Below are 22,504 nucleotides of genomic sequence, written 5' to 3' on the forward strand. Positions count from 1 at the left end.
GCCGGTTCGGGCCGGCAGCCGCCAGGACGACCCGCACCGGGATTCGGGCCCGGTCGGGGTGTCGGGGAGCCCCGGGGGACGCTCCGGGGAACCGCCGGGCCCGGGCTCAGAGGTTGATGCCGCGCTCGCCCAGCCAGCCGATGGGGTCGATCTTCTGCGAGCCGCCGACCCACACCTCGAAGTGCAGGTGCGGCCCGGTGGACTGGCCGCGGTTGCCCATGGTCGCGATCTGCTCGCCGGCCCGCACCTGCTGGCCCTGGGCCACCAGGATCTCGTTGACGTGGCCGTAGACGGTGATCGTGCCGTCCTCGTGCTGGACGCGGACCCACAGGCCGAAGCCCGACGCGGGCCCCGCCTCGACGACCACGCCGCTCATGGCGGACAGGATCGGGGTGCCGATGGCGTTGGCGATGTCGACGCCGTAGTGCGTCGTGCCCCACCGGGCGCCGAAGCCGGAGGTGAACGCGCCCTCGGCCGGCTTGACGGCCTTCGGGCGCCTCGCGGCCTCCTCGGCGGCGATGCGCGCCTGCTCCTCGGCCTGCGCGGCGGCCACGCGGGCCTGCTCGGCCGCCGCGGCCTCCTGCCGGCGCTTCAGCTCGGCCTGCCGCGCGTTGTAGGCATCGGAGGCGTGCCGGATGGCCTGGTCGACGTGCTGGCGGGCGAGGAGCGCCTCCGACCGCATGAGCTTGGCGGCCTCCAGGCCGGGCTCGACGGCGTGCACGGTGCGGATCTGGGCCTCGCTCGCGGAGGCCACGTCGTCGGCCGCGAGGGCCGCGGCGAGGTCGGTGCCCGCGGCGAGCGGGATGATCCTGGTGGCGTCCGCGTCGAGGCCGTTGGCGGCGCCGATGCTGGTGACGAACGCGCCGGCCACGACCGCGACGGCCGCGACCCGGTTGCCGACCGGGGACTTGTCGTACTCCGCGCGGTGGCAACCGCGCTTGCCGGTGACCCTCGGGGACGCGCTGTACGCGCGGCGGCCACTGGCGATCGAGTGCCGTGCCAAGGTTGTGCCTTCCTGCATCGGGGAGCCCGGTCCGGACGCCTGGCGGGGGAACCAGGTGGCACCGCTTTCGGGGAGCGGGGCCGTGTCCTTCTGGTGACCGAACCGTGACATGCGGCGGGGAACGTAACCCGTCGTAGCCGAGGAGGGCAACCCTTCGGGGGAGCGCTGCGCGTTTTTAGTGAGATAACACACTGATTACTACGCAGAGTGTTCAGATACGCATGAGTTTCGCATCTGGTCGTTATAAAAGCCCTGGTCATCGGGGCCGTGGAGGCGTCGGGAGAGGCCGTGAGCGGCCCCGCGGCGCGGACGACGGCGAGTCCCGGCCGACGCCCCCGCGGCAAGCGGCGCGACCTGCGGTGACCAGCGCGAACGAGCCCGGACGGGGCGAGGCGACCGCCGCGGACGGGGCGGGGCGACCCCGCGGGCGGCACCACGGCTCGGCCGCCGCGACTTCGCCCCACGGGACAGGCCCGCCCGAACGGGCCACCGCGAGGTGGTCACCGCTCGAACGGGCCTGGTCGTTGTCGCGTCCGCCCCGAAGCGCCCGGTCCCGGCTAGCGGTAGCGCGGGTCCACGCCGGGCAGGTTCGCCGGCGGCTTGTCCTGGTGCAGGACGCGCATGGCGTTGAACCACGTGGGCGCGGCCACCTGGCCACCGTAGACACCGTTGTTGTTGGTGCGACCGCACAGGTAGGGCGGGTTGCCGGGGCAGATGGCCTCCGGCGTCGCGCCGTCGGCGAAGGTCATCACCGCGCCGGCGTAGAACGGGGTGGCGCCCATGAACGCGACCGACATGTGGTGCTCGGTGGTGCCGGTCTTGCCGATCATCGGGCGGTTCCAGCCCGCGGCACCGGCCGCGGCGCCCGCCGTGCCGCCCGGCTTGGTGTCCGCGCTCATGCCGTTGGCCAGGGCGTTGGCGACCTCGGGGGCCACCGCCTGGTCGCACGGGGTCTCCTTGAGCTGCACCGGCTGCCCGTTGCGGTCGACGACCTTCTCCACCGGGGTGGGCGGGCACCACTTGCCGCTGCTCACGATGGTCGCCGAGACGTTCGCCAGCTCCAGGACGCTGGTCGGGCCGGCGCCGAGGGTGAACGAACCGCTGTTGTCCTGCTTGTACTGGTCGCCCTGGGACGGCCCGTTGGAGCCGTCGGCCTTGAGGGGCAGGCCCTCGGTGTTCACGCCCTGCATCGACTCGCGCAGGCCGAGGCGGTAGGCCATGTCGACCACGTTGTTCAGGCCCGCCTTCTCCTGCAGGATGACGAACCCGGTGTTCGGGGACTGCGCCAGCGCCGAGGTGAGCGTCATCTTCTCCGGGTAGTCGCCGGCGTTCTTGACCGTGTAGCCCCGGTTGCCGTCCTTGTAGACCGGCGAGGTGTAGGTCTTGGGCACGTCGATCTGCCGGTCGATGCCGGTGACGCCGCGCTCCAGCGCCGACGCCGCGGTGAACACCTTGTAGATGGAGCCGGCGCCGAACCTGGTCACCTCGGCGGGGATCGAGTAGGCGCTCTGGCCCGCCTCGGCGTTGTTGCCGAAGTCGCGGTTGGCGGCCAGCGCGCGCACCCGGTGCTTGTCCTGGCCGGGCTCGACGACGGCCATGGCGTTGGCGATGCCCGGCTGGTTCTTGGGCACCTGGTTCTGGGCGGCGTTCTTGGCCTCGCGGGTGGCGACCGGGTCCATGGTGGTGGTGATCGTGTAGCCGCCGCGCAGGATCTCGTCGAGCGGCAGGCCGGCCCGGTCCAGGTAGTCGATCAGATAGCGGCAGAAGAACCCGTAGATGGGGCCGTCGCCGGCGCCGACGCAGCCGTTGGGCAGCAGCTTCAGGTCGGGCACGACGCCGATGTCGGCGGCCTTGTACTCGTTCGCCTTCTCCTCGGCGACCTTCGCGTCCGAGCCGAACGCGCCGTTCTCGCGCATCTTCTCGATCACGGTGTTGCGGCGCTTGATCGCGGCGTCCACGTCGGCGCCGGGGTTGAGCCTGCTCGGCTCGTTGACCAGGCCGGCGAGCATCGCGGCCTGCGGCACGGTCAGCTTGTCGGGGGTGGTGTCGAAGTAGGCGCGGGCCGCGGCGCCGACGCCGTAGGTCTGGTTGCCGAACGGGACGACGTTGAGGTACGCGGTGAGGATCTCGTCCTTGGTCATCTTCTGCTCGAGCTGCGTGGCGATGCGGGCCTCGCTGATCTTGCGGCCCAGGCTGACCTCGGTGGCCTTCTCGTACGCGTCCTCGGTGCCCTTGCCGACCACGAACGCCAGGTAGTTCTTCACGTACTGCTGGGTCAACGTCGAGGCGCCCTGGGAGGCGCCGCCGTCCACGCCCGCCTTGGCGGCGGCGCGGGCGATGCCCTGCCAGTCGACGCCCTTGTGCTCGAAGAACCGCTTGTCCTCGATCGCGATGATCGCGGCCTTCATGGTGTCGGAGATCTGCTCGGACGCCACCGGCACCCGGTACTGGTCGTACAGGTAGGCGATCGGCTGGCCGTTCATGTCCAGCACGGTGGAGACCAGCGGCAGCTCGGCCTTGGTGAGCTCACCCGAGGTCTGGTCCACCGTGTCCGCGGCGCGGTTGGAGGCCAGACCGAGCCCACCGACGACGGGGAAGAGCAGCGCCGCGACGAGCACGCCCGCCATCAGGCACAACCCCACCAACTTCACCAGACCTGTCGCGCGCGCGGCGAACACTGAACCTGCAACCCCTTCCGAAGCCCCGAGGGAAACCCCCATCGAGTAAGTCGCACGACGACCGCCGCGGGTTGCTCGTGGGCGAGCAGAAGTTCTCGGGAGCGGTGTCGACGACGACTGTCGAACTTACTCCTGCCCGTGGGAGCCCCTGGTGAAACCCCGTTGGGCCGGACGGCCGAGGCCGCCGGGACCGACGGGGTGATCGAACTCACCCGCCGGCGAAACCGGCGGGGCGGCTGTCGAGCCCGCCTCAATGATCGAACAGGTGTTCGACCGGGGTCAAGATCACGATCGGGTGATCAGTGGGAGCGCAGGCGGATCGTCGCGCTCGCCCGCCGCATCTCCGCGCCCGCCTGCTGCGGCAGCACGTCCTCCAGGAACCCGTAGTGCCGCAGGTCGTCGTCCATCCGCCGGGACACCGTGCGCCACCACGTGGCGATGTCCACCCAGCCCGGCGCCGACAGCGACCCGCCGAAGTGCTGCACGGACAGCGCCGCGCACAGGTTCGCGAACCGCACCCGGTGCTCCAGCGGCCACCCGCTCAGCGTCCCGAGCACGAACCCGGCGCCGAACACGTCGCCCGCCCCGGTCGAGTCGAGCGCGGCCACGTTCAGCCCGGGCACGTCCACGCGCTCGCCGGTGGCCGAGTCGACCGCCACCGCTCCCCCGCCGCCGCGCGTCACCACCACCACGGGCACGTGCTCGGCCAGCGCGGTCGCGGCGCCCTCCGGCGTGTCGCACCGCGTGTAGTGGCGGGCCTCCACCTCGTTGGGCAGGAACACGTCGTAGCCGTCGAGCCGCCGCAGCAGGTCGGGCGCCCACGCCTCGGTGCGGTCCCACCCGATGTCGGCGAACAGCAGCGCGCCGCGCTCCTTGGCGGTCGCCACCCACCGCTCGTCGTCCGGTCCGATGTGCACGAAGCACGCCCTGGTGGCCGGCGGCGGGGCCAGCAGCTCGTCGGCGCCGACCGGCGGCCGGTGGCCGTGGGTGACCATCGAGCGGTCGCGGTCCATGGCCATGGACACGGTGACCGGCGAGTGCCAGCCGTAGAACCGGCGGCAGTAGGACAGGTCGACGCCCTCCTGCTCGGCCAGCACCTCCCAGCAGAAGTCGCCGTAGGCGTCCTCGCCGAAGGCCGCCGACAGGGCGGTGCGCAGGCCGAGCCTGCGCAGGGCCACGGCGAGGTTGGCGATGCCGCCCGGGCAGGAGCCCAGGCCCTCGGCCCACACCTCGGTGCCCGGCGCGGGCGGGCGCGGCAGGCCGGTGAAGATGATGTCCAGGAACACCGTCCCGGACAGGAGCACGTCGAACTCGGGGGTCGTGGGCGACGGCGGTGCCATTCCCACACGATGCCAAACCGGCTCAGCCGTCGACAGCGGCGAACATCTCGCGCATGCGGACCAGCGCACGGTGCTGGGCGACCCGGACGGCACCGGGCGTGGACCCGACGGCCGCCGCGGTCTCCTCGGCCGACAGGCCCACCGCGACCCTGAGCACCAGGATCTCGCGCTGCCGGTCGGGCAGCCGGCGCAGCAGCTCGGTGACGTGGCCGATCATCTCGCCGTTCATGGCCCGCTGCTCGGGCCCGTCCTCCAGGGTGGGCGTGTCGGGCAGCTCGGGCACGACCTCGGACCGGCTGCGCACGGCGCGCCTGCGCGCGTCGGCGACCTTGTGGGCGGCGATGCCGTACACGAACGCCAGGAACGACCCGGGCTCGTACTGGTACCTGCCCAGCGCCGAGACGACGGCCAGGCACACCTCCTGGGCGATGTCGTCGGCCGAGACCAGGGTGCGCTCGCGGGTGCCCACGCGCGCGCGGCAGTACCGCAGCACGAGCGGCTGGATGCGGGCGAGCAGCTGCTCGACCGCGCGCGGGTCGCCCAGCAGGGCGGCGTCCACCAGTTCGGACAGCTCGGCCTCGGCGAGCCACCGGGAGGTGCGGTGCGGCGGCGCCCCACCCGCCACCAGCCGGACCCCGGGCCGGTCGGGCGCCCCGACCACGACCTCGTCGTCAGCTCGCGCGGATGCGTGATGCACCATCCGGCGACCTCCTCACGCTGCTGTACCTCCCGGCCCACCCCGGCTCACTGATGAGGAGCGCGCAGCGGGGCTCCTGATACGGGATCCGCCAAAGCTGACCACGATCCGGGACCACCCGGCGCGAAGAACACCCGTCCGAGGGAGGATATGAGCCGAACGGCCCAGTGGCGCAGCCCGTTACTTCGCGAAGGCGAACTGCCGCACGTCCAAGTAGCCCACCCGGAACCCCGCCTCCGAGTAGGCCAGGTAGAACTCCCACATCCGCTTGAACGTGGCGTCGAAGCCGAGCGCGGCGACCTCGTCCCACCGCCGCAGGAACGCCTCCCGCCACCGGCGCAGGGTCTCGGCGTAGTCCCGGCCGAACGCCCGGCTGTCGGTCACGCGCAGCGCCGTGCGGTCGCGCGCGGTGTCCTCGATCGCGCGCACGGACGGGATCAGGCCGCCGGGGAAGATGTACTTGTGGAACCACGTGTACCCGGCGGCGGTGGCCAGCATCCGGTCGTGGGGCATGGTGATGGCCTGGAGCCCGAACCGGCCGCCGGGCACGAGTGACCGGTCGACCGCGGCGAAGTAGGCGGGCCAGTACTCGGCGCCGACGGCCTCGATCATCTCCACCGACACCGCGGCGTCGTACCGGCCGCGCTCCTCGCGGTAGTCGCGCAGGTGCACGGTGACGCGGTCGGCCACGCCCGCCTCGCGCGCCCGCCGCTCGGCCAGCGCCTTCTGCTCGGCCGACAGGGTCAGCGTGGTGACCTCCGCGCCGCGCCGCGCGGCCCGCACGGCCAGCGCGCCCCACCCGGTGCCGATCTCCAGCAGCCGGGTGCCCGACCGCACGCCCGCGTAGTCGAGCACGCCGTCGACCTTGCGCATCTGCGCGTCGGCCAGGGGCTGGTCGGGGGTGGCGAACCACGCCGACGAGTAGGTCATGGTCTCGTCGAGGAACACCCGGAACAGGTCGTTGGACAGGTCGTAGTGCCGCTGGACGTTGCGGCGCGCGCCCGCCGGGTCGTTGCGCTCGGCGGCGGGCTGGCGGCGCTCGACCCAGCGGCGCAGCGGCTGGAGCACCGGCGGCACCAGCCCGGTGAGCCGGGCGGCGAACGCGGTCAGCAGCTCGGCGAGGTCGGGCGAGGTCCAGTCGCCGGTCATGTACGCCTCGCCGAATCCGATCTTGGCGTCCGCGCCGAGCCGGTGGAAGAACGCCTCGGGCCGGTGCAGGAGCATGACCGGCGCGCCCGGGCCGCCCGCGCCGAGCCTGCGGCCGTCGGGCAGCAGCACGCGGACGGGCAGGGTGCGCGCGGCGCGGCGGAACAGCGCCTCGGCGGCGCGGGCCCGCCACGGCGAGCGGGGCGGGTCCCACAGCCCGGGCCAGGCGCCGGGGCGGGGCAGGTCCACGGTGCTCATCCACCACTCCTCGGGACTGCCGGCACTCGCCGCCGCCGCCGGTGCTCGCCCGGCGGGCGGCGCCCGTCCATGGTGGCACCGCCGGGGGTTTCCCGCGTTGCCGCGAACCGGTGGTCCGGGCGCGCGGCGGAGGGGTGGAGAATGTGCGGCGCAGCGGGGTGGACCGGGGAGCGGACGGGGTCGAGGACACAGTGATCGAGCAGATCGGCGTGCCGACGGACGAGGGCGTCTTCGACGCGATCGCGGCGGGCCCGGAGGACGGCCGCCCGGTGTTGTTCCTGCACGGCTTCCCGGAGGCGGCCGTCGAGTGGGAGCACCAGGTCGCGGTGCTCGGCCGCGCGGGGTTCCGGGCGGTGGCGTTCGACCAGCGCGGCTACTCCCCCGGCGTGCGGCCCGAGCGGGCCGCCGAGTACGGGGTGGAGGCCCTGGTCGGGGACGTGCTGGCGGTGGCGGACTCGTTCGGCTGGTCGGCGTTCGACCTGGTCGGCCACGACTGGGGCGGCGCGGTGGCGTGGTGGACCGCGGCGGAGCACCCCGGGCGGCTGCGGAAGCTGGCCGTGGTGTCCACGCCGCACCCCGGCGCGTTCGCCGACGCGGTGCGCACCGACGAGGACCAGCACCTGCGCTCGGGCTACATGACCGAGTGGCGCGGCAGCGGCACCGAGAAGCGGATGCTGGCCGACGACGGCGCGGCGCTGCGGCGCATGTTCGAGTTCCGGGTGCCGCCCAGCCGGGTCGACGAGTACGTGCGGCGGCTGTCCGAGCCGGGCGCGCTGACCGCGGCGCTGAACTGGTACCGCGCGGGCCGGCCGGGCGGCAAGGCCGGGAAGGTGTCCGTGCCCACCATGTACGTGTGGAGCACCGAGGACGTGGCGTTCGGCTCGACCGCGGCGCTGGCCACCGGCGACTGGGTCGTCGGGCCGTACCGGTTCGAGATGCTGGAGGACGTGTCGCACTGGGTGCCGGAGGAGGCGCCGGAAGCGCTCACCGCGCTCCTTTTGGAACATCTGCGCTGAGGGTTGAACCGCACGCGGGTCCCCGCACGTGTTCTCGCGTATGACGGAGTTGACCTACTCGGAGCGCAGGGTCGCGACCCTCGCCGCGTTGGGCCACAGCAACCGGGCGATCGCCACCCGCCTGCACATCACCGTGAGCACGGTCGAGCAGCACCTGACCAGGGTGTACCGCAAGTTGTCGGTGGCCGGGCGGGCCGAGCTGAAGGGCCACCGCGCCCTAGTCTGACCCCGTGCGGGTCGCGGGGTTGGTGCTGGCCGCCGGTGCCGGGCGCCGGTTCGGCCGGCCCAAGGCGCTGGTGTCGCACCGCGGCGTGCGCTGGGTCGAGCACGCCGCGGGGGTGCTGCGCGACGCCGGGTGCTCGCCGGTCGCCGTGGTGTTGGGGGCGGCCGCGGCGGACGCGCGCGCCCTGGTGCCGGCGGGCTGCCTCGTGGTGGACAACCCCGACTGGGCCTCGGGCATGGGGTCGTCGCTGCGCGCGGGCCTCGGCGCGCTGGCCGGCGCGGACGCGGTGGTCGTGCTGCCGGTGGACACGCCGGGCGTGACCGCGGCGGCCGTCGGGCGCTTCGTGGCGCTCGCGTCCGCCGCGGCGCTGGCCCGCGCCTCCTACTCGGGTGTGCCCGGGCACCCGGTGCTGATCGGCGCCGACCACTGGGCGGGGGTGTCGGCGGCGGCCGTGGGGGACGCCGGTGCGCGGGACTACCTGCGGGCGCGCGGGGCGGTCGACGTGCCGTGCGGGGACGTGGCCGACGGCGCGGACGTGGACCGGCCCGGGGACCTGGGCTGACGGGGGTCACTGGCCCCGCGGTTCGGCTTGCAGGGGGTCGGCCTGCAGGGAGTCGGCCTGCAGGGGGTCGATGCCGAACGGCCGGGTCTCGGGCGGCACGACCTGCAACGGCTGCGCGTCCGGCGGCACGACCTCCAGCGGCTGCGCGTCGGGCGGCACGACCTGCATCGGGCCCGAGACGATCCGCGGCCCCGGCACGTCCGGCGGTTCCCACCGGCCGGGCGCGGCCGCCCCGGCCCTCGCCGCCGCGACGATCTCCCGGGCCCGCTGCTCGGCCTCGGCCAGGCGGCGCTGCGTCTCCTGCTCGGTCTGGTCGAGCAGCACCGCCTGCCTGCGCGCCACCTCCTCGGCCTGCCTGAGCATCTGCTCGCTGCGCTCGCGGGCGTCGCTCTCGAAGGCGTCCGCCTTCTGCCTGGCCACGTGCATCAGGTAGCGGATGCAGCCGGACACGGCGTTGTCCTTGGAGTAGCCGGCGTGCAGCACCCGGTACTCGCCCAGCTCGCTGCGCGCGTCCTCCAGCTCGCGGACCAGGTCCTCGGCGGTGGCGACGGCGGCGTCCCGGTCGACCCGCAGCACCTCGACCTCGTCGCGCAGCCGGGCCAGTTCGGCGTCCACCTCCCGCCGGTCGTAGCCGCGCCACCGGATGTGGAACCGGTCGTCGTGCATGGACGCCACCCTCCTCCGGGCCGGGGTCAGCCCCTGGCCAGCGCCGCGAGGTCGTCCGCGGTGCCGTTGAACACGTTCTGGTCGATCGGTGCCGAGCTGTGCTGCCAGATCGAGTGCACCGCCCAGCGGTGCGGCAGCGGCCCGATCTCCGCCGCGTACCGGGCCACCCACACCGGGCTGGTGTCGGTGAAGTCGCCGGCGAGGCCGGTGCACCGGTCCCACCACAGGGTGGAGGTGTAGACGACCGGCCAGCGGCCGGTGCGGGCCTGGTAGGTCTCGGCGAACTGCCGGATCCACTCGACCATGGCGTCGGGCGTGAGGCCGTAGCAGGTGTCCTCGCCGTACGGGTTGTACTCGACGTCCAGCGCGCCGGGCAGCGTGATGCCGTCGGGCGACCAGCCGCCGCCGTTGTCGACGAAGTGGTTGGCCTGCGTGGCGCCGTCGGACCGGTCGGGCAGCGCGAAGTGGTAGGCGCCGCGGATCATGCCGACGGCCGCGGAGCCGTGGTACTGCTGGTCGTAGTAGGGGTTGCGGTAGTCGGTGCCCTCGGTGGCCTTGACGTAGGCGAACCGCATGCCCTGGTCCCACCAGTGCTGCCAGTCCACGTCGCCCTGGTGGCTGCTCACGTCCATGCCGGCGACGGTGGGCCCGGTGGTCTGCAGCTCGGACGCGGCGACCGGCTGCCCGGGCTCGTGCAGGGCGATCTGCGAGCCGGCGGCCTGGTCGCCCTCCCGGGCGACCTGGGCGCCCGCGAGGCGGTCGCCGTCGGGCCTCATCGGCGAGGCGGTCACGTCGGGCGCCGCCAGGCAGCCGACCGCGAGGGCGGCGGCGGCGACGCGGACCGCCCACTTCCGGGTCCGGGGTTGCGCGGCCATGGGTCATTCCTCCCTGGAAAAGCACGGGACCTCTCGCCTCCGCACCGTCACCGGCGCCGGAGGACGTCACTGGGCTCCGGCTACCACCGGTCGGAACGATTGCAACACGAAACAAAAAATGCCACTCGTACGAATGACGAGTAGGCACTTTACTGGCACGTTCGGTGATCGTCGACGCGGAGAGTGGCGCTATTTTCCACCCGATGGGGAAACGGACGCATGAGGTGCCACCTCCCAGGGCACTCCACGACCGGGGTGACCCGCTGAAGGTGAGGGAGCCATGTCCACGACGGGAGTCGACTGGGAGCCGTTCATCGAGTCGCTGCACGAGGCGGCCGGGCTGTGGGACCGGGCCCTGGCCTGCCGCGCGAGGCGGACCGGGCCCGACGCCGGGGACGACGACCCGCCGCGGGTCGTGCCGATCACCCAGGACGAGGCCGAGCGGCTGATGCGGGCGGTGGCGTTCCTGGCGCGCCGGCTGAGCGTGGCCGCGGAGTGCGTGGTCTACGAGACCGCGGAAACCCGCCTGGAACCGACCGAGGGCGACCCGGCCGCGGAGGCGGACGCGTTGTCGCTGACCGCGCTGCACGCCGCCGCGATGCGCCACGCCGCCGACCTGGCGAGCGCCGCGGCCACGCGCTGCGACGCAGCGTGAATGCATTCCACCAACGAGTGAACTCCGTCCGGTTAAACGCCGGCGGGCAATTGTCGAGACCTTGCGGTGAACCTCCCGGCCGCCGCGTTTTCCGCGGTCGACCGGGGCCCACCTCCAGGGCATGCGTAGGTCGGATTGCATCGCGAAACTCGCCGGTCTGTGCCTGGTGGCCGGGCTGCTGCTGGCCGGGCTCGCGCTGCCGGTCGTCGGGGCGGCGGGCCTGGTGTCCAACCGGATGGGCGACCAGGTGGCGGCGACCTCCGTGAGCCTGGTCAACACGCCCCCACCGCTGATGTCGACGATCACCGACAAGGACGGCGTGCCGTTCGCCTACCTCTACGACCAGTACCGCGTGCTCACGCCGTCGGACAAGGTCGCGCAGGTCATGAAGGACGCGCTGATCTCCGCCGAGGACCGGCGGTTCTACGAGCACAACGGCGTGGACTGGCTGGCCACCCTGCGGGCCGCGATGCGCAACCAGTCGTCCGGCTCCGTCCAGGGCGCCTCCACGATCACCCAGCAGTACGTGAAGAACCACCTCGTGCACGTGCTGGAGCGCGACGACAAGGGCGGGCAGGTCAAGGCGCAGGAGCAGACGCTCGCCCGCAAGCTGCGCGAGGCGCGGATCGCCATGCACGTCGAGTCGCAGCTGACCAAGGACGAGATCCTGACCCGCTACCTGGACGTCGTGCCGTTCGGCGGCACCATCTACGGCATCGCCGCGGCGTCCCAGGCGTACTTCGAGACCACGCCCGACCGGCTGACCGTGCCACAGGCCGCGATGCTCGCCGGGATGGTCAACAGCCCGACGTTCCTCGACCCCGAGGCGCGGCCCGACAAGGCGGTCGACCGGCGCAACGTGGTGATCGACCTGATGGTCGCCAACAACAAGCTCTCGCCCGAGCAGGCCGAGGTCTACAAGCGGGAACCGCTGGGCCTGGCCACGCCGGTGCGGCCGCTGCCCACCGGGTGCGTCGGCTCGGGGCCGGAGGTCGGGTTCTTCTGCTCCTACGTGGTCAACTACCTGACCGAGAACGGCTTCGACCTCGACCAGCTGAAGACCGGCGGCTACACCATCGAGACGACCCTCGACCGCACCCTCACCCAGCAGGCCAAGCAGGCCGCCGAGGCGCAGGTGCCGAAGACGACGCCCGGCATCGCCAACACCGCGGCCGTGGTCAAGCCGGGCCGCGACCGGCACGAGGTGGTGGCCCTGGTCGCCAGCCGCGACTACGGGCTGAAGAAGGAGGAGTTCCAGACCCAGTTCGACCTGCCGTCGGCCGTCGAGAACAAGTTCGGCGCCGGCTCGGTGTACAAGGTGTTCACCGCGGCGGCCGCGCTGGAGAAGGGCATGGGCATCGAGACGGTGATCCAGACGCCCAACTCGTACGTGTCGAGGGTGTTCCGCGGCGGCGCCCCGTCGTGCCCGTCGACCGGCGAGCAGGCGACGTACTGGTACTGCCTGTCCAACCACGACAGCTCCTACCCGCCGCAGATGACGTTGAAGCACGCGCTGGCGACGTCGCCGAACACGGGGTTCGTCATCCTGGAGGAGAAGGTCGGCCTGGACGCGGTGGTCGACATGGCCTCCAGGCTGGGGATGCGCGAGACGATGTCGACGAACATCGCGGGCGTGCAACCCGACCCGTCGGCCGAGCGCCAGGACCTGAGGGTGTCGCAGGCCGACTTCTACAAGTCGGCGGGCAACGCGTCGTTCACGCTGGGCCCCGCGCCGACGAGCACGCTGGAGCTCGCCAACGTGGCCGCGACCCTGGCCTCGGGCGGGTCGTGGTGCCGGCCCACCCCGATCCGCAGGATCACCGACCGGTACGGCAAGGAGGTGCGGGCGGAGGAGCCGCCGTGCGAGCAGGTGGTCGAGGAGGCGCTGGCGAACGCGATGGTGGTGGGGTTGAGCGAGGACGACCAGGAACGCGGCACCGCGGCGGCGGCGGCCAAGCAGTTCAACTGGACGCGGCCGGCGCTGGGCAAGACCGGGACGACCGAGGAGTACAAGTCGGCCGCGTACCTCGGGGCGACGCCCGACTACGCCGGCGCGGTGCAGGTCTTCAACGACGGGACCACGCCGAAGGGCATCTGCGTGAACGGCGGCCCCCCGCGGCTCTGCGAGGAAGGCGACATCTACGGCGGCACGCTGCCGGCGCGGACGTGGTTCGACTTCATGTCCAAGGCGCACGCGAACCTGCCGGAGAAGCCCTTGCCGGCCGTGGAGCCCCGGTACCGGCTACCATGATCGCGTACCTGGTTCCGGCTGGTCGCGGGCTGGGCCCGGCACGAAGGTCGCGGTCGGAACCGGGTCACACGATGGGGTGATCATCGCCGGAAAATGTACGAAAACGGCGTCCCCGATCATCGGTGAATCAAGAGGAACCGCGACCACCACGGCACGCCGCCCCCGGAACCACACCCGTCGGCGGCGGGCAACAGTACGAGCAGGGCAGCACGCAGGACGGCAGGTGAGGCGGCACCCCGGAGACCTGGCCGGACGAGGCGGCCCGAAGCTCGGCGGACCAGGCGACGCGGGGCTTGGTCGGACCGGGCAACGCGGGGGTCAGCCGGACGCGACGTGAGGGTTGGCGGGACGAGGCGCGAGGTGTTCCAGGGCCAGCCGGACGGGGCGGGCGTGGGCCAGGGCGGATGAGACACCTGCGCGGGCCCGGCAGACGGGCTCGCGTGAGGACTTGGCGGGTGAGGCGAAGCGAGCGCGAGTCGGCGGGCGAGGCGGCGCGTCCGGAGCCGGGTCGGCCGGGATAGCGCCCTCCCGCGGACGAGGTCGGCCGAGCCCTGCGGACCGGGTCAGACGAGGCGCACCTCGACCCCGGCGTCCCGCAGGCGGTGCAGTTCGTCGGCGGGGGCGCTCGCGTCGGTGACCAGCACGTCGACGTCGCCCACCGGGCACACCCGGCCGAAGGCGGTGCGCCCGAACTTCGAGCTGTCGATCGCCGCGATCACGCGTGCCGACGCCCGGATCGCGGCCCTCTTCACCGCGCCCTCGGTCAGGTCGTGCGCCGACACGCCGTCGCGGGTGGTCAGGCCGCAGCTACCGAGCACCATGGTGTCGAAGCGCATCACCTCGAACGCGTGCTCGGTCAGCGGGCCGCCGAAGGCGAGTTCACCCGGTCGTGTGTCGCCGCCCGGTAGGACGAGCCGCACGTGGGGGGCGTTGCGGAGGACGTCCACCGCGTGCAGGGACAGGGGCAGGACGGTCAGCCGGCGGTCGATGAGCTCGCGCGCCACCTCGACGGCGGTGCTGCCGCTGTCGAGCACGACCGTCTCACCGTCGTCGAGCAGGTTCGCGACGGCGGCGGCGATGCGCCGCTTGACCGCCAGCCGCTGGCGCGACCGCGCCGCGTAAGGCGTCTCCTCCCCCGTCAGCATGCCCACCGCCGCGCCGCGCACGCGCCGCACCAGGCCGTCGCGTTCGAGCACGTCCAAGTCGCGCCGCACGGTCATCTCGGAGGCGCCGACCAGTGCCGCGAGCGTGCCGACGGGGACCCGTTCGCCTCCGCGCAGGCGTTCCAGGATCGCTTCGTGCCGCCAGACGACGTCCATCTTGTTCGATTGAACACGCGGGCTGTTCGGTGGTCAACACCCTGGCGGGTGATGGGACGATCCGGTAGGACTGGCGGGCACACATTTGGTGTAGACCATTGGAGGGCGACGCATGGCGACCGAGACCGTGACCGGATCCGACTACGGCGACGTCGTGCGCAACCACCTGACCAGGGTGGAGCAGCAGAACGCGGGCGCCCTCGACGACGTGGCCGAGCTGGTGCTGGCCAGCGTCCGCGCGGACGGCCTGGTGCTCGCGGCGGGGGCGGGCCACTCGCTCGCCGCGGTCGCCGAGACCTTCTACCGCGCGGGCGGCCTGGCGTGCGTGCGCCCGATCTACCACCCCGAGCTGCTGCCGATGCACGGCGCGGTGAGCAGCACGGCGGCCGAGCGGCGGTCCGGGCTGGCCGCCGAGGTGCTGCGGGAGGCGGGGTTGGCCGCTCACGACGTGTTGTTCGTCTTTTCCACGTCCGGGGTAAATCCGTACCCGGTCGAGTTGGCGGTGCTCGCTGCCGGTGCCGGGTGCCCGGTGGTGGCGGTGACGTCGGTGGCCGCCAGCGCGTTGGCGCCGCGGCGGGCCGGCACGACGCTGGCGGAGAGCGCGACCGTGGTGCTGGACAACCTGGTCCCGCCGGGTGACGCGACGTACCCGGCGGGCAACCCGGTCACCGCCGCGGTGTCCACGCTGGCCACGACGTTCCTGTGGAACCTGCTGATGGTGCGCCTGTTCGACAAGGCGGCCGAGGCCGGGATCGGGCTGCCGCTGTGGCGCAGCGCGAACGTCGAGGGCGGCGACCAGGCCAACGCCGAGCTGCTGCGGAAGTACCAGACGCGGGTGCCGCAGCTCGGCTGACGTTCACGAATCCTCCACACGTTCGGATTAATCTCCGGACAGCGAGGGGGGAAATGTGAACAAGAGGACGAAGCGCTGGGTGATGGCCGGTGGGGGCACCGCCGCGATCGCGGTGATCGTGGCGGGCGCGGTGGTGCTGTGGTCGGCGGGTGAACCGGCGCCCACGGTGGCCCGGCAGCCCGAACCGGCCTCACCGGGCGTCGTGGCGCAGGAGTTCGTGGCCGCGCTGCGGGACGGCGACGCGACGCGCGCGGCCGCCGCGACCGACGCCGCCGAGGCGGCGAACGCGGCGATCACCAGGACGAAGCAGGGCATGTCGGGGGCGAGGTACCAGGCGCGGCTCACCTCGCCCGCCGTGCCGGAGGGCGCGACGTCGGTCGAGGTCGACGCGGACGTCACGTGGACCCTGCCCGACCTCAAGGTCCTCGCCTACCGGACCCGGTTCGAGGTGCGCCGGGTCGGTGACGAGTGGCGCGTGCACTGGTCGCCCACCGCCCTGCACCCGCAGCTCGGGGAGGGCCAGGGCCTGGCCTACTCCACCACGACCGGCGACGGCGCGCTGCTCGACCGCACCGGCGCGCCGGTGGCGCCGGGCTTCGCGCCGGTGGTGATGGGCACCGTGCGGCAGGCGGTGGGCTCGCTGTCCGGCGTCCCCGGCTCGCGGGTCGCCGTGGTCGACGCGGCGGGCGCGCCGGTGTCGGTGCTGCTGGAGAACAAGGGCGAGGTCAAGCGGTCGGTGACGGTCACCCTCGACCCGGCGGTGCAGGCCGCCGCGCAGGCCGCGGTGGACGGGGTCGGGCAGGCGGCCGCGCTGGTGGCGTTGCAGCCCTCGACCGGCGAGATCCTCGCGGTGGCGCAGAACGCCCCCGCCGACGGCATCGGGCGCATCGCGCTGGAGAACCTGTTCGAGCCGGGGTCGACGTTCAAGGTGGTGACCGCGGCGGCGGCGATGGCCGGCGGTTCGGTGGGGCCGGACACGCCGGTCGAGTGCCCCGGCGAGGCCACCATCGGCACGCGGCGGATCACCAACGAGGACTCGTTCGACCTCGGCTCGGTGCCGCTGCACCGGGCGTTCGCGGCGTCGTGCAACACGAGCTTCAGCAGGCTGGCGGCCGACCTGCCGGCGAACGCGCTGCCCGACGCCGCCGCGCACTTCGGGCTGATGTCGGACTTCACCGTCGCGGGCATCACCACGAACACGGGCAAGGTCCCGCCCGCGGAGTCGGTGCCGGAGCGGGTCGAGGCGGGCATCGGGCAGGGCGACGTGCTGGTCACGCCGTTCGGCATGGCGCTGGCGGCGGCGACCGTGGCGAACGGCCGGACGCCGGTGCCGCAGCTCGTCCGCGAGAGGCCGACGCCGGAGCAGGCGCCTGCCGCGCCGCCCGCCGGGGTCGTCCCGGCGCTGCGGTCGATGATGGACGAGGTGGTGACCGGCGGCACGGCGCGGGAGCTGGCCGGGTCCGGCGTGCGCGGCAAGACCGGCACGGCCCAGTTCGGCGACGGCGCGCGGGCGCACGGGTGGTTCATCGGCTACCGGGGTGACCTGGCGTTCGCCGTGCTGGTGGTGAACGGCGGGTCGTCGAAGGTGGCGGTGTCGGCGACCGCGACGTTCCTGGCCGGGCTCTAGACGGGGGCCTCGTCGAACTGCGTCCGGTGCAGCTCGGCGTAGCGGCCGTCGGCGTTGAGCAGCTCGGCGTGGGTGCCGCGTTCGACGACGCGCCCGTCCTCGACGACCAGGATCTGATCGGCCGCGCGGATCGTGGACAGGCGGTGGGCGATGACCAGCGCGGTGCGGCCGGCGAGGGCTTCGGTGAGCGCGGCCTGCACGGCGGCCTCGGACTCGGAGTCCAGGTGGGCGGTCGCCTCGTCGAGGATGACGACCCTCGGCTGGGCGAGCAGCAGGCGGGCGATGGTGAGGCGCTGGCGTTCGCCGCCGGAGAGGCGGTAGCCGCGTTCTCCCACGATCGTGTCGAGTCCGTCGGGCAGGGACTCGACGAGCTGGTCGAGGCGGGCGCGGCGCAGGGCGTCGCGGATCTCGTCCTCGGTGGCCTCGGGGCGCGGGTAGGTGAGGTTGGCGCGGATGGTGTCGTGGAAGAGGTGGCCGTCCTGGGTCACGACGCCGACGGTCCGGCGGATGGAGTCGGAGGTGAGGTCGCGGACGTCCGCGCCGGACAGCCGGACGGCGCCCTCGTCGACGTCGTAGAGGCGGGGCACCAGCGAGGCGATGGTGGACTTGCCCGCGCCGGACGAGCCGACGAGCGCGACGAGCTGGCCGGGTTCGGCGCGGAAGGTGATGCCGTGCAGGACCTCCTCGCCGCCGCGCGCGTCCAGGGTGGACACGTTCTCCAGGGAGGCGAGGGACACCTTGTCGGGTGAGGGGTAGGCGAACCGGACGTTGTCGAACTCGACACTTACGGGGCCATCCGGCACCTGACGGGCGTCACTCTTCTCAGTGATCATGGGTTCGAGGTCCAGCACCTCGAAGACACGTTCGAAGGAAACCAGGGCGGTCATGACGTCGACGCGCGCGTTGGCCAGGGCGGTCAGGGGCGTGTAGAGGCGGGTCAGGAGCAGGGCCAGCGAGACCACGGTGCCCGCGGCGAGGTGGCCGGTCAGGGCGAGGTAGCCGCCGAGGCCGTAGACGAGGGCCTGGGCCAGGGCGGACACCAGGGTCAGGCCGGTCATGAACCAGCGGGTGGCCATGGCGGTGCGGACGCCGATGTCGCGGACCCGGGCGGCCCGGGCGGCGAACTCGGCGACCTCGGTGCGGGGGCGGCCGAAGAGCTTGACCAGGGTCGCGCCGGGGGCGGAGAAGCGCTCGGTCATCTGGGTGGTCATGCCCGCGTTGAGGGTCGCGGCCTCGCGCTGGAGGTCGGCCATCCGGACGCCCATGCGGCGGGCGGGCAGGACGAAGATCGGGAGCAGGAGGAGCGCCAGCGCCGTGACTTGCCACGAAAGTGTGAACATCACGCCGAGCGAGAGACCCAACTGGATGACATTGGTCACTACACCCGAAAGGGTGGACGTGAACGCCCGCTGGGCGCCGATCACGTCGTTGTTCAGGCGGCTCACGAGCGCGCCGGTGCGGGTGCGGGTGAAGAAGGCGACCGGCATGCGCTGGACGTGCTCGAACACCGCGCGGCGCAGGTCGTAGATCAGGCCCTCGCCGATGCGCGCCGACTGCCAGCGCTCGACCAGGCCGAGGCCCGCGTCGACGACCGCGATCCCGGCGATCGCGACCGCCAGCCACACCACGACCGACGTGCCGCGGCCCTCGACGATCGCGTCCACCACCTGGCCGGCGAGCACCGGGGTGCTCACCGCCAGGACCGCCGAGACGACTGGGAGCAGCAGGAACAGCACCAGCTTGGTCCGGTGCGGGCTGGCGAAGCCCAGCACTCGGCGGAACGTGCCGGGGCGTACCCCCGTGGGCGCGTCGGAAGCCCGCATCGCGCTGCGCATCAAAGCCCAGGATCCGTCCACGACAGACAGGAACGCGGGTGGTGGGCGCAGGCTTCCCGGTTTCGGCCTCCGGGTTCGGCGCGTTCGGTGGTGAACTGCCTGCGAGGGGCGCGGGTGGGCGGTGCAGGCGCGGCGCGGTGGGGGCGCGGCACGGTGGCGGTGCAGGCGCGGCCGGTGCAGGCGCGGCCGGTGCAGGCGCGGCCGGTGCAGGCGCGGCCGGTGCAGGCGCGGCCGGTGGGGGCGCAGGCAGGGGCGGGCGGGCTAGCGGTGCGGGCGGGCCGTGCGGCCTGCAGTGGGTGCGGGCTGCAGGGGTTCCCGGGTCGTGGGGGTCTGGGCTGCCGGGGCCTCGGGTCGCAGGGGGTGGGTGCGGAGGCTGGTGGGGTGGCGTGCTGGGTGGTCTCGGCGTCTCGATCTTCTCTCAACCGATGATCGGGGACGCCGTTTCCGTACATTTTCGGGCGATGATCACCCGATCGTGTAGGTGGCCGCCAGCAAAACGCCTGGTCAGGACTGCGGACGTGCCAGGGCTGCCAGTTCGGCGAGCCTGCGGAGCTGGGCGGTGCGCTCGGCGAGCAACTGCTCCTCCTCCGTCGCCCCGTCGGCTGCCGCGGTCAGGAGTGCCAGGGTTTCGCGCACCGCGCCTGGCAGGGGGCGGAGGAGTTGGGTGACCAGGTCGTCCACTGCCGCGTCCAGGGCGTCGCCTGCTGCGACGTTGTTCACCAGGCCGATGCGTAGCGCCTCCTCCGCGCCGACGCGGCGGCCGGTCAGGCAGATCTCGGCTGCCCTCGCGTAGCCGACGAGCCTGACCAGCGGCAGGGTGCCGCCCAGGTCGGGGACCAGGCCCAGGGAGGTTTCGGCCATGCTGAAGAGGGCGTCGTCGGCTGCCACGCGGAGGTCGCACGCCAGGGCCAACTGGAAGCCCGCGCCGATGGCGTGCCCGCGCACCGCGGCCACGGTCACCCTCGCCGGGTCGCGCAGCCAGCGGAAGCCCTCTTGGAACTCCGCGATCAGCTCGGCGCCGGCTTCGGGGCCCCGCGCGGTGATCTCGGCCAGCCCCGGTTCGCCCGCCACCTGCCCACCGGTGAACATGCGCCGGTCGAGGCCCGCGGAGAAGGCACGACCGGAGCCCCGGACGACCACCACGCGGACGTCCGGGTCCAGCTGCTCGCCGATCGTCCGCAACGCCGCCCAGGTGGACGGCGTCTGTGCGTTGAGCACGTCGGGCCGGTCGAGCGTGATCGTCGCGCGCGCCCCGGCGACTTCGAGCCGCACGCCTCCGCGTTCCAGCAGGCCGGCGTCGATGGCGGTCGGTGCCGACATGCGTGAACCTCCGGTGTCTGGCGGGCGCCGTCTCTCCTCGGCACCCCGGTGTTACCGGAGGGTAGCTTACTTCTTCTTCGTGCGGGTGGCGCCACCGCGACCGCGCAGCTGCACACCGGATTCGCTGAGCACCCGGTGCACGAAGCCGTAGGAGCGCCCGGTGGACTCGGCCAACGCCCGGATGCTCGCGCCCTTTTCGTACTTCTTCTTCAGGTCAGCGGCCAGCTTGTCCCGCGTGGCGCCGGTGATGCGGGCGCCCTTCTTCAGGTCAGCCACCTTGTCCCGCCTTCCGTAGACAGCAGGTCGGGCCTTCGAAAGCCCCTGTCGTCGCAATGATCGAACACGACGACCAAGAACGCCAGGTGATCAAGCGAAATGATCGGCGAGCGGTCGGTCGACCACGGGGAGCCGATCATCGCTCACTTTGCGGGTTTGAAGCGGGAAAACCTTGCCTCAGGCCAATTGCACGAGTTCCAGGTACTCCGCGGACCAGTGGTCCTCGGTCCCGTCGGGCAGCAGGATCACCCGCTCGGGCTCAAGGGCCTCGACGGCCCCGGGGTCGTGGGTGACGAGCACGACGGCGCCCTCGTAGCGGCGCAGCGCGTCGAGCACCTGCTCACGGCTGGCCGGGTCGAGGTTGTTGGTCGGCTCGTCGAGCAGCAGCACGTTGGCCGCGCTCGACACCAGCCCGGCGAGCGCCAGCCTGGTCTTCTCGCCGCCGGAGAGGGTGCCCGCGGGCTGGTCGAGCTGCTCGCCGCTGAACAGGAACGTGCCCAGCAGCGACCGCAGCTGCTGCTCGGGGACGTCCGGGGCGGCGTGGCGGATGTTCTGCCAGACGCTGGCCTGGTGGTCGAGCGTCTCGTGCTCCTGGGCGAAGTAGCCGAGCTTGAGGCCGTGGCCCTTGACGACCTCGCCGCTGTCGGGGCGCTCCATCGAGCCGATCAGGCGGAGCAGGGTGGTCTTGCCGGCGCCGTTGAGGCCGAGGATCACCACGCGCGACCCGCGGTCGATGGCGAGGTCGACGCCGCTGAACACCTCCAGCGAGCCGTAGGTCTTGCTCAGGCCCTCGGCGGTCAGCGGGGTCTTGCCGCACGGCGCGGGCTGCGGGAAGCGGATCTTGGCGACCTTGTCGGCCTGGCGGGTCTCCTCCAGGCCCGCGAGCAGCTTCTCGGCGCGGCGGGCCATGTTCTGCGCGGCGACGGCCTTGGTGGCCTTGGCGCGCATCTTGTCGGCCTGCGCCATGAGCGCGCCGGCCTTCTTCTCGGCGTTGGCGCGTTCGCGGCGGCGGCGCTTCTCGTCGGCGGCGCGGGCTTCGAGGTACTTCTTCCAGCCCATGTTGTAGACGTCGACCTCGCCGCGGGTGGCGTCGAGGAACCACACCTTGTTGACCACGTCGTCGAGCAGCTCGACGTCGTGGCTGATCACGACCAGGCCGCCGTCGTGGGACTTGAGGAACCCGCGCAGCCAGGCGATGGAGTCGGCGTCGAGGTGGTTGGTGGGCTCGTCGATGAGCAGGATGGTGCTGGACTTGGCGCCGACGCCCGCCTCGGAGGCGGCGAACAGGATGCGGGCCAGCTCGACGCGGCGGCGCTGGCCGCCGGACAGGGTGCGCAGCGGCTGGGCCAGCACGCGGTCGGGCAGGCCGAGGTTGGTGCAGATGCGGGCGGCCTCGCTCTCGGCCGCGTAGCCGCCGAGCGCGGCGAACCGCTCTTCGAGGCGGCCGTACTTGCGCACCGCGCCCTGCAGCTCGTCGTCGTCGGCCAGCTCGGCCATGACCGACTGCATCTTCTCCATGTCGCGCAGGAGCTGGTCCAGGCCGCGGGCGGACAGGACGCGGTCCTTGGCGATGACCGACAGGTCGCCCTCGCGCGGGTCCTGGGGCAGGTAGCCCAGCTCGCCGCTGCGGCGGACGTCGCCCGCGTAGGGCTGGCCCTCGCCGGCCAGGACGCGCAGGGAGGTGGTCTTGCCGGCGCCGTTGCGGCCGACGAGGCCGATGCGGTCGCCGGGCTGGACGCGCAGGGTGGCGCCGGAGAGCAGGATGCGCGAACCGGCGCGCAACTCCAGGTCGGTTGCGGTGATCACTTTTTCGGGGACTCCGGGGTGTGGTCGTGCGAGGACAACGGCGCAGCTCGGGCGCTACCTACTCGATCAAGACGACCACGCACCCCAGTCTACGGGGT

At 72.9% G+C, this 22,504-nt stretch carries 19 protein-coding genes; 7 read left to right on the top strand and 12 right to left on the bottom strand.

The annotated features are described in order from the left end of the window. Positions 1-106 precede the first annotated feature (106 nt). From EKG83_RS35390 to EKG83_RS35410, 5 genes are all read right to left on the bottom strand, one after another. A complete protein-coding gene (locus EKG83_RS35390) occupies positions 107-1,003 on the bottom strand; it encodes a M23 family metallopeptidase (RefSeq protein WP_228122333.1) in 897 nt (298 codons plus the stop codon). Positions 1,004-1,560: 557 nt separating this feature from the next. Then, complete coding sequence (locus EKG83_RS35395; protein ID WP_228122334.1) at positions 1,561-3,654, bottom strand: transglycosylase domain-containing protein; 2,094 nt, start codon at positions 3,652-3,654, stop codon at positions 1,561-1,563. A gap of 326 nt (positions 3,655-3,980) precedes the next feature. Next, positions 3,981-5,021, bottom strand: coding sequence for a carbohydrate kinase family protein (locus EKG83_RS35400; protein WP_033433362.1), 1,041 nt, complete (start codon positions 5,019-5,021; stop codon positions 3,981-3,983). A 22-nt stretch (positions 5,022-5,043) separates the two neighbouring features. After that, positions 5,044-5,721 carry an RNA polymerase sigma factor ShbA gene (shbA, locus tag EKG83_RS35405; protein WP_084716825.1) on the bottom strand — a complete coding sequence of 226 codons (678 nt, stop codon included), beginning with the start codon at positions 5,719-5,721 and terminating at the stop codon, positions 5,044-5,046. A 177-nt stretch (positions 5,722-5,898) separates the two neighbouring features. Beyond that, entirely contained in the window at positions 5,899-7,122 is a 1,224-nt protein-coding gene (locus EKG83_RS35410; RefSeq protein WP_033433361.1) for an SAM-dependent methyltransferase, read from the bottom strand. A gap of 191 nt (positions 7,123-7,313) precedes the next feature. Between EKG83_RS35410 and EKG83_RS35415 the strand changes: the two genes are divergently transcribed. Genes EKG83_RS35415 through EKG83_RS35425 form a run of 3 tightly spaced genes read left to right on the top strand, consistent with a single transcriptional unit; the run spans position 7,314 to position 8,923 of the window. Beyond that, positions 7,314-8,138: an alpha/beta fold hydrolase gene (locus tag EKG83_RS35415; RefSeq protein ID WP_033433360.1), complete on the top strand. Its 825-nt coding sequence runs from the start codon at positions 7,314-7,316 to the stop codon at positions 8,136-8,138. A gap of 40 nt (positions 8,139-8,178) precedes the next feature. After that, positions 8,179-8,364, top strand: coding sequence for a response regulator transcription factor (locus EKG83_RS35420; protein WP_033433393.1), 186 nt, complete (start codon positions 8,179-8,181; stop codon positions 8,362-8,364). Positions 8,365-8,368: 4 nt separating this feature from the next. Next, positions 8,369-8,923 carry a nucleotidyltransferase family protein gene (locus EKG83_RS35425; RefSeq protein ID WP_033433359.1) on the top strand — a complete coding sequence of 185 codons (555 nt, stop codon included), beginning with the start codon at positions 8,369-8,371 and terminating at the stop codon, positions 8,921-8,923. A 6-nt stretch (positions 8,924-8,929) separates the two neighbouring features. Here EKG83_RS35425 and EKG83_RS35430 read toward each other — a convergent pair whose 3' ends face one another. Next, entirely contained in the window at positions 8,930-9,589 is a 660-nt protein-coding gene (locus EKG83_RS35430; RefSeq protein WP_033433358.1) for a DivIVA domain-containing protein, read from the bottom strand. A 26-nt stretch (positions 9,590-9,615) separates the two neighbouring features. Continuing rightward, entirely contained in the window at positions 9,616-10,464 is an 849-nt protein-coding gene (locus EKG83_RS35435; protein WP_033433357.1) for a lysozyme, read from the bottom strand. A 280-nt stretch (positions 10,465-10,744) separates the two neighbouring features. Between EKG83_RS35435 and EKG83_RS35440 the strand changes: the two genes are divergently transcribed. Both EKG83_RS35440 and EKG83_RS35445 read left to right on the top strand, forming a co-directional pair. Next, entirely contained in the window at positions 10,745-11,119 is a 375-nt protein-coding gene (locus EKG83_RS35440) for a hypothetical protein (protein WP_033433356.1), read from the top strand. Positions 11,120-11,240: 121 nt separating this feature from the next. Next, entirely contained in the window at positions 11,241-13,370 is a 2,130-nt protein-coding gene (locus EKG83_RS35445) for a transglycosylase domain-containing protein (protein WP_033433355.1), read from the top strand. A 563-nt stretch (positions 13,371-13,933) separates the two neighbouring features. Here the strand turns inward: EKG83_RS35445 and EKG83_RS35450 are convergent. Beyond that, positions 13,934-14,689 (bottom strand): DeoR/GlpR family DNA-binding transcription regulator, encoded by a 756-nt coding sequence (locus EKG83_RS35450; protein WP_033433354.1) that lies wholly within the window; start codon positions 14,687-14,689, stop codon positions 13,934-13,936. 112 nt (positions 14,690-14,801) lie between these two features. Between EKG83_RS35450 and EKG83_RS35455 the strand changes: the two genes are divergently transcribed. Together EKG83_RS35455 and EKG83_RS35460 are read left to right on the top strand one after the other, a co-directional pair. Beyond that, positions 14,802-15,542 (top strand): SIS domain-containing protein, encoded by a 741-nt coding sequence (locus EKG83_RS35455; RefSeq protein ID WP_051766458.1) that lies wholly within the window; start codon positions 14,802-14,804, stop codon positions 15,540-15,542. 55 nt (positions 15,543-15,597) lie between these two features. After that, positions 15,598-17,169: a penicillin-binding transpeptidase domain-containing protein gene (locus tag EKG83_RS35460; protein WP_153278662.1), complete on the top strand. Its 1,572-nt coding sequence runs from the start codon at positions 15,598-15,600 to the stop codon at positions 17,167-17,169. Here EKG83_RS35460 and EKG83_RS35465 read toward each other — a convergent pair. From EKG83_RS35465 to EKG83_RS35480, 4 genes are all read right to left on the bottom strand, one after another. After that, the gene (locus EKG83_RS35465) at positions 17,166-19,004 is read right to left on the bottom strand and encodes an ABC transporter ATP-binding protein (protein ID WP_153278663.1); all 1,839 of its coding nucleotides are present in this window, start codon (positions 19,002-19,004) and stop codon (positions 17,166-17,168) included. The genes EKG83_RS35460 and EKG83_RS35465 overlap by 4 nt on opposite strands. Positions 19,005-19,508: 504 nt before the next feature. After that, positions 19,509-20,324 (bottom strand): enoyl-CoA hydratase/isomerase family protein, encoded by an 816-nt coding sequence (locus tag EKG83_RS35470; protein ID WP_033433351.1) that lies wholly within the window; start codon positions 20,322-20,324, stop codon positions 19,509-19,511. A 66-nt stretch (positions 20,325-20,390) separates the two neighbouring features. Further along, positions 20,391-20,600 carry a helix-turn-helix domain-containing protein gene (locus EKG83_RS35475; protein WP_015103570.1) on the bottom strand — a complete coding sequence of 70 codons (210 nt, stop codon included), beginning with the start codon at positions 20,598-20,600 and terminating at the stop codon, positions 20,391-20,393. A gap of 177 nt (positions 20,601-20,777) precedes the next feature. Then, on the bottom strand, positions 20,778-22,406 hold the full coding sequence (locus tag EKG83_RS35480; protein WP_033433350.1) for an ABC-F family ATP-binding cassette domain-containing protein: 1,629 nt from the start codon (positions 22,404-22,406) through the stop codon (positions 20,778-20,780). Positions 22,407-22,504: the final 98 nt, after the last annotated feature.

It is taken from the genome of Saccharothrix syringae, from assembly GCF_009498035.1.
Lineage (GTDB): Bacteria > Actinomycetota > Actinomycetes > Mycobacteriales > Pseudonocardiaceae > Actinosynnema > Actinosynnema syringae.

Bases quoted from the DNA above. Each gene is read 5' to 3' on its own strand.
- EKG83_RS35400 (WP_033433362.1), bottom strand. From the start codon at position 5,021: ATGGCACCGCCGTCGCCCACGACCCCCGAGTTCGACGTGCTCCTGTCC.
- shbA (WP_084716825.1), bottom strand. From the start codon at position 5,721: ATGGTGCATCACGCATCCGCGCGAGCTGACGACGAGGTCGTGGTCGGG.
- EKG83_RS35410 (WP_033433361.1), bottom strand. From the start codon at position 7,122: ATGAGCACCGTGGACCTGCCCCGCCCCGGCGCCTGGCCCGGGCTGTGG.
- EKG83_RS35420 (WP_033433393.1), top strand. From the start codon at position 8,179: ATGACGGAGTTGACCTACTCGGAGCGCAGGGTCGCGACCCTCGCCGCG.
- EKG83_RS35430 (WP_033433358.1), bottom strand. From the start codon at position 9,589: ATGCACGACGACCGGTTCCACATCCGGTGGCGCGGCTACGACCGGCGG.
- EKG83_RS35435 (WP_033433357.1), bottom strand. From the start codon at position 10,464: ATGGCCGCGCAACCCCGGACCCGGAAGTGGGCGGTCCGCGTCGCCGCC.
- EKG83_RS35440 (WP_033433356.1), top strand. From the start codon at position 10,745: ATGTCCACGACGGGAGTCGACTGGGAGCCGTTCATCGAGTCGCTGCAC.
- EKG83_RS35445 (WP_033433355.1), top strand. From the start codon at position 11,241: ATGCGTAGGTCGGATTGCATCGCGAAACTCGCCGGTCTGTGCCTGGTG.
- EKG83_RS35450 (WP_033433354.1), bottom strand. From the start codon at position 14,689: ATGGACGTCGTCTGGCGGCACGAAGCGATCCTGGAACGCCTGCGCGGA.
- EKG83_RS35455 (WP_051766458.1), top strand. From the start codon at position 14,802: ATGGCGACCGAGACCGTGACCGGATCCGACTACGGCGACGTCGTGCGC.
- EKG83_RS35465 (WP_153278663.1), bottom strand. From the start codon at position 19,004: ATGCGCAGCGCGATGCGGGCTTCCGACGCGCCCACGGGGGTACGCCCC.
- EKG83_RS35470 (WP_033433351.1), bottom strand. From the start codon at position 20,324: ATGTCGGCACCGACCGCCATCGACGCCGGCCTGCTGGAACGCGGAGGC.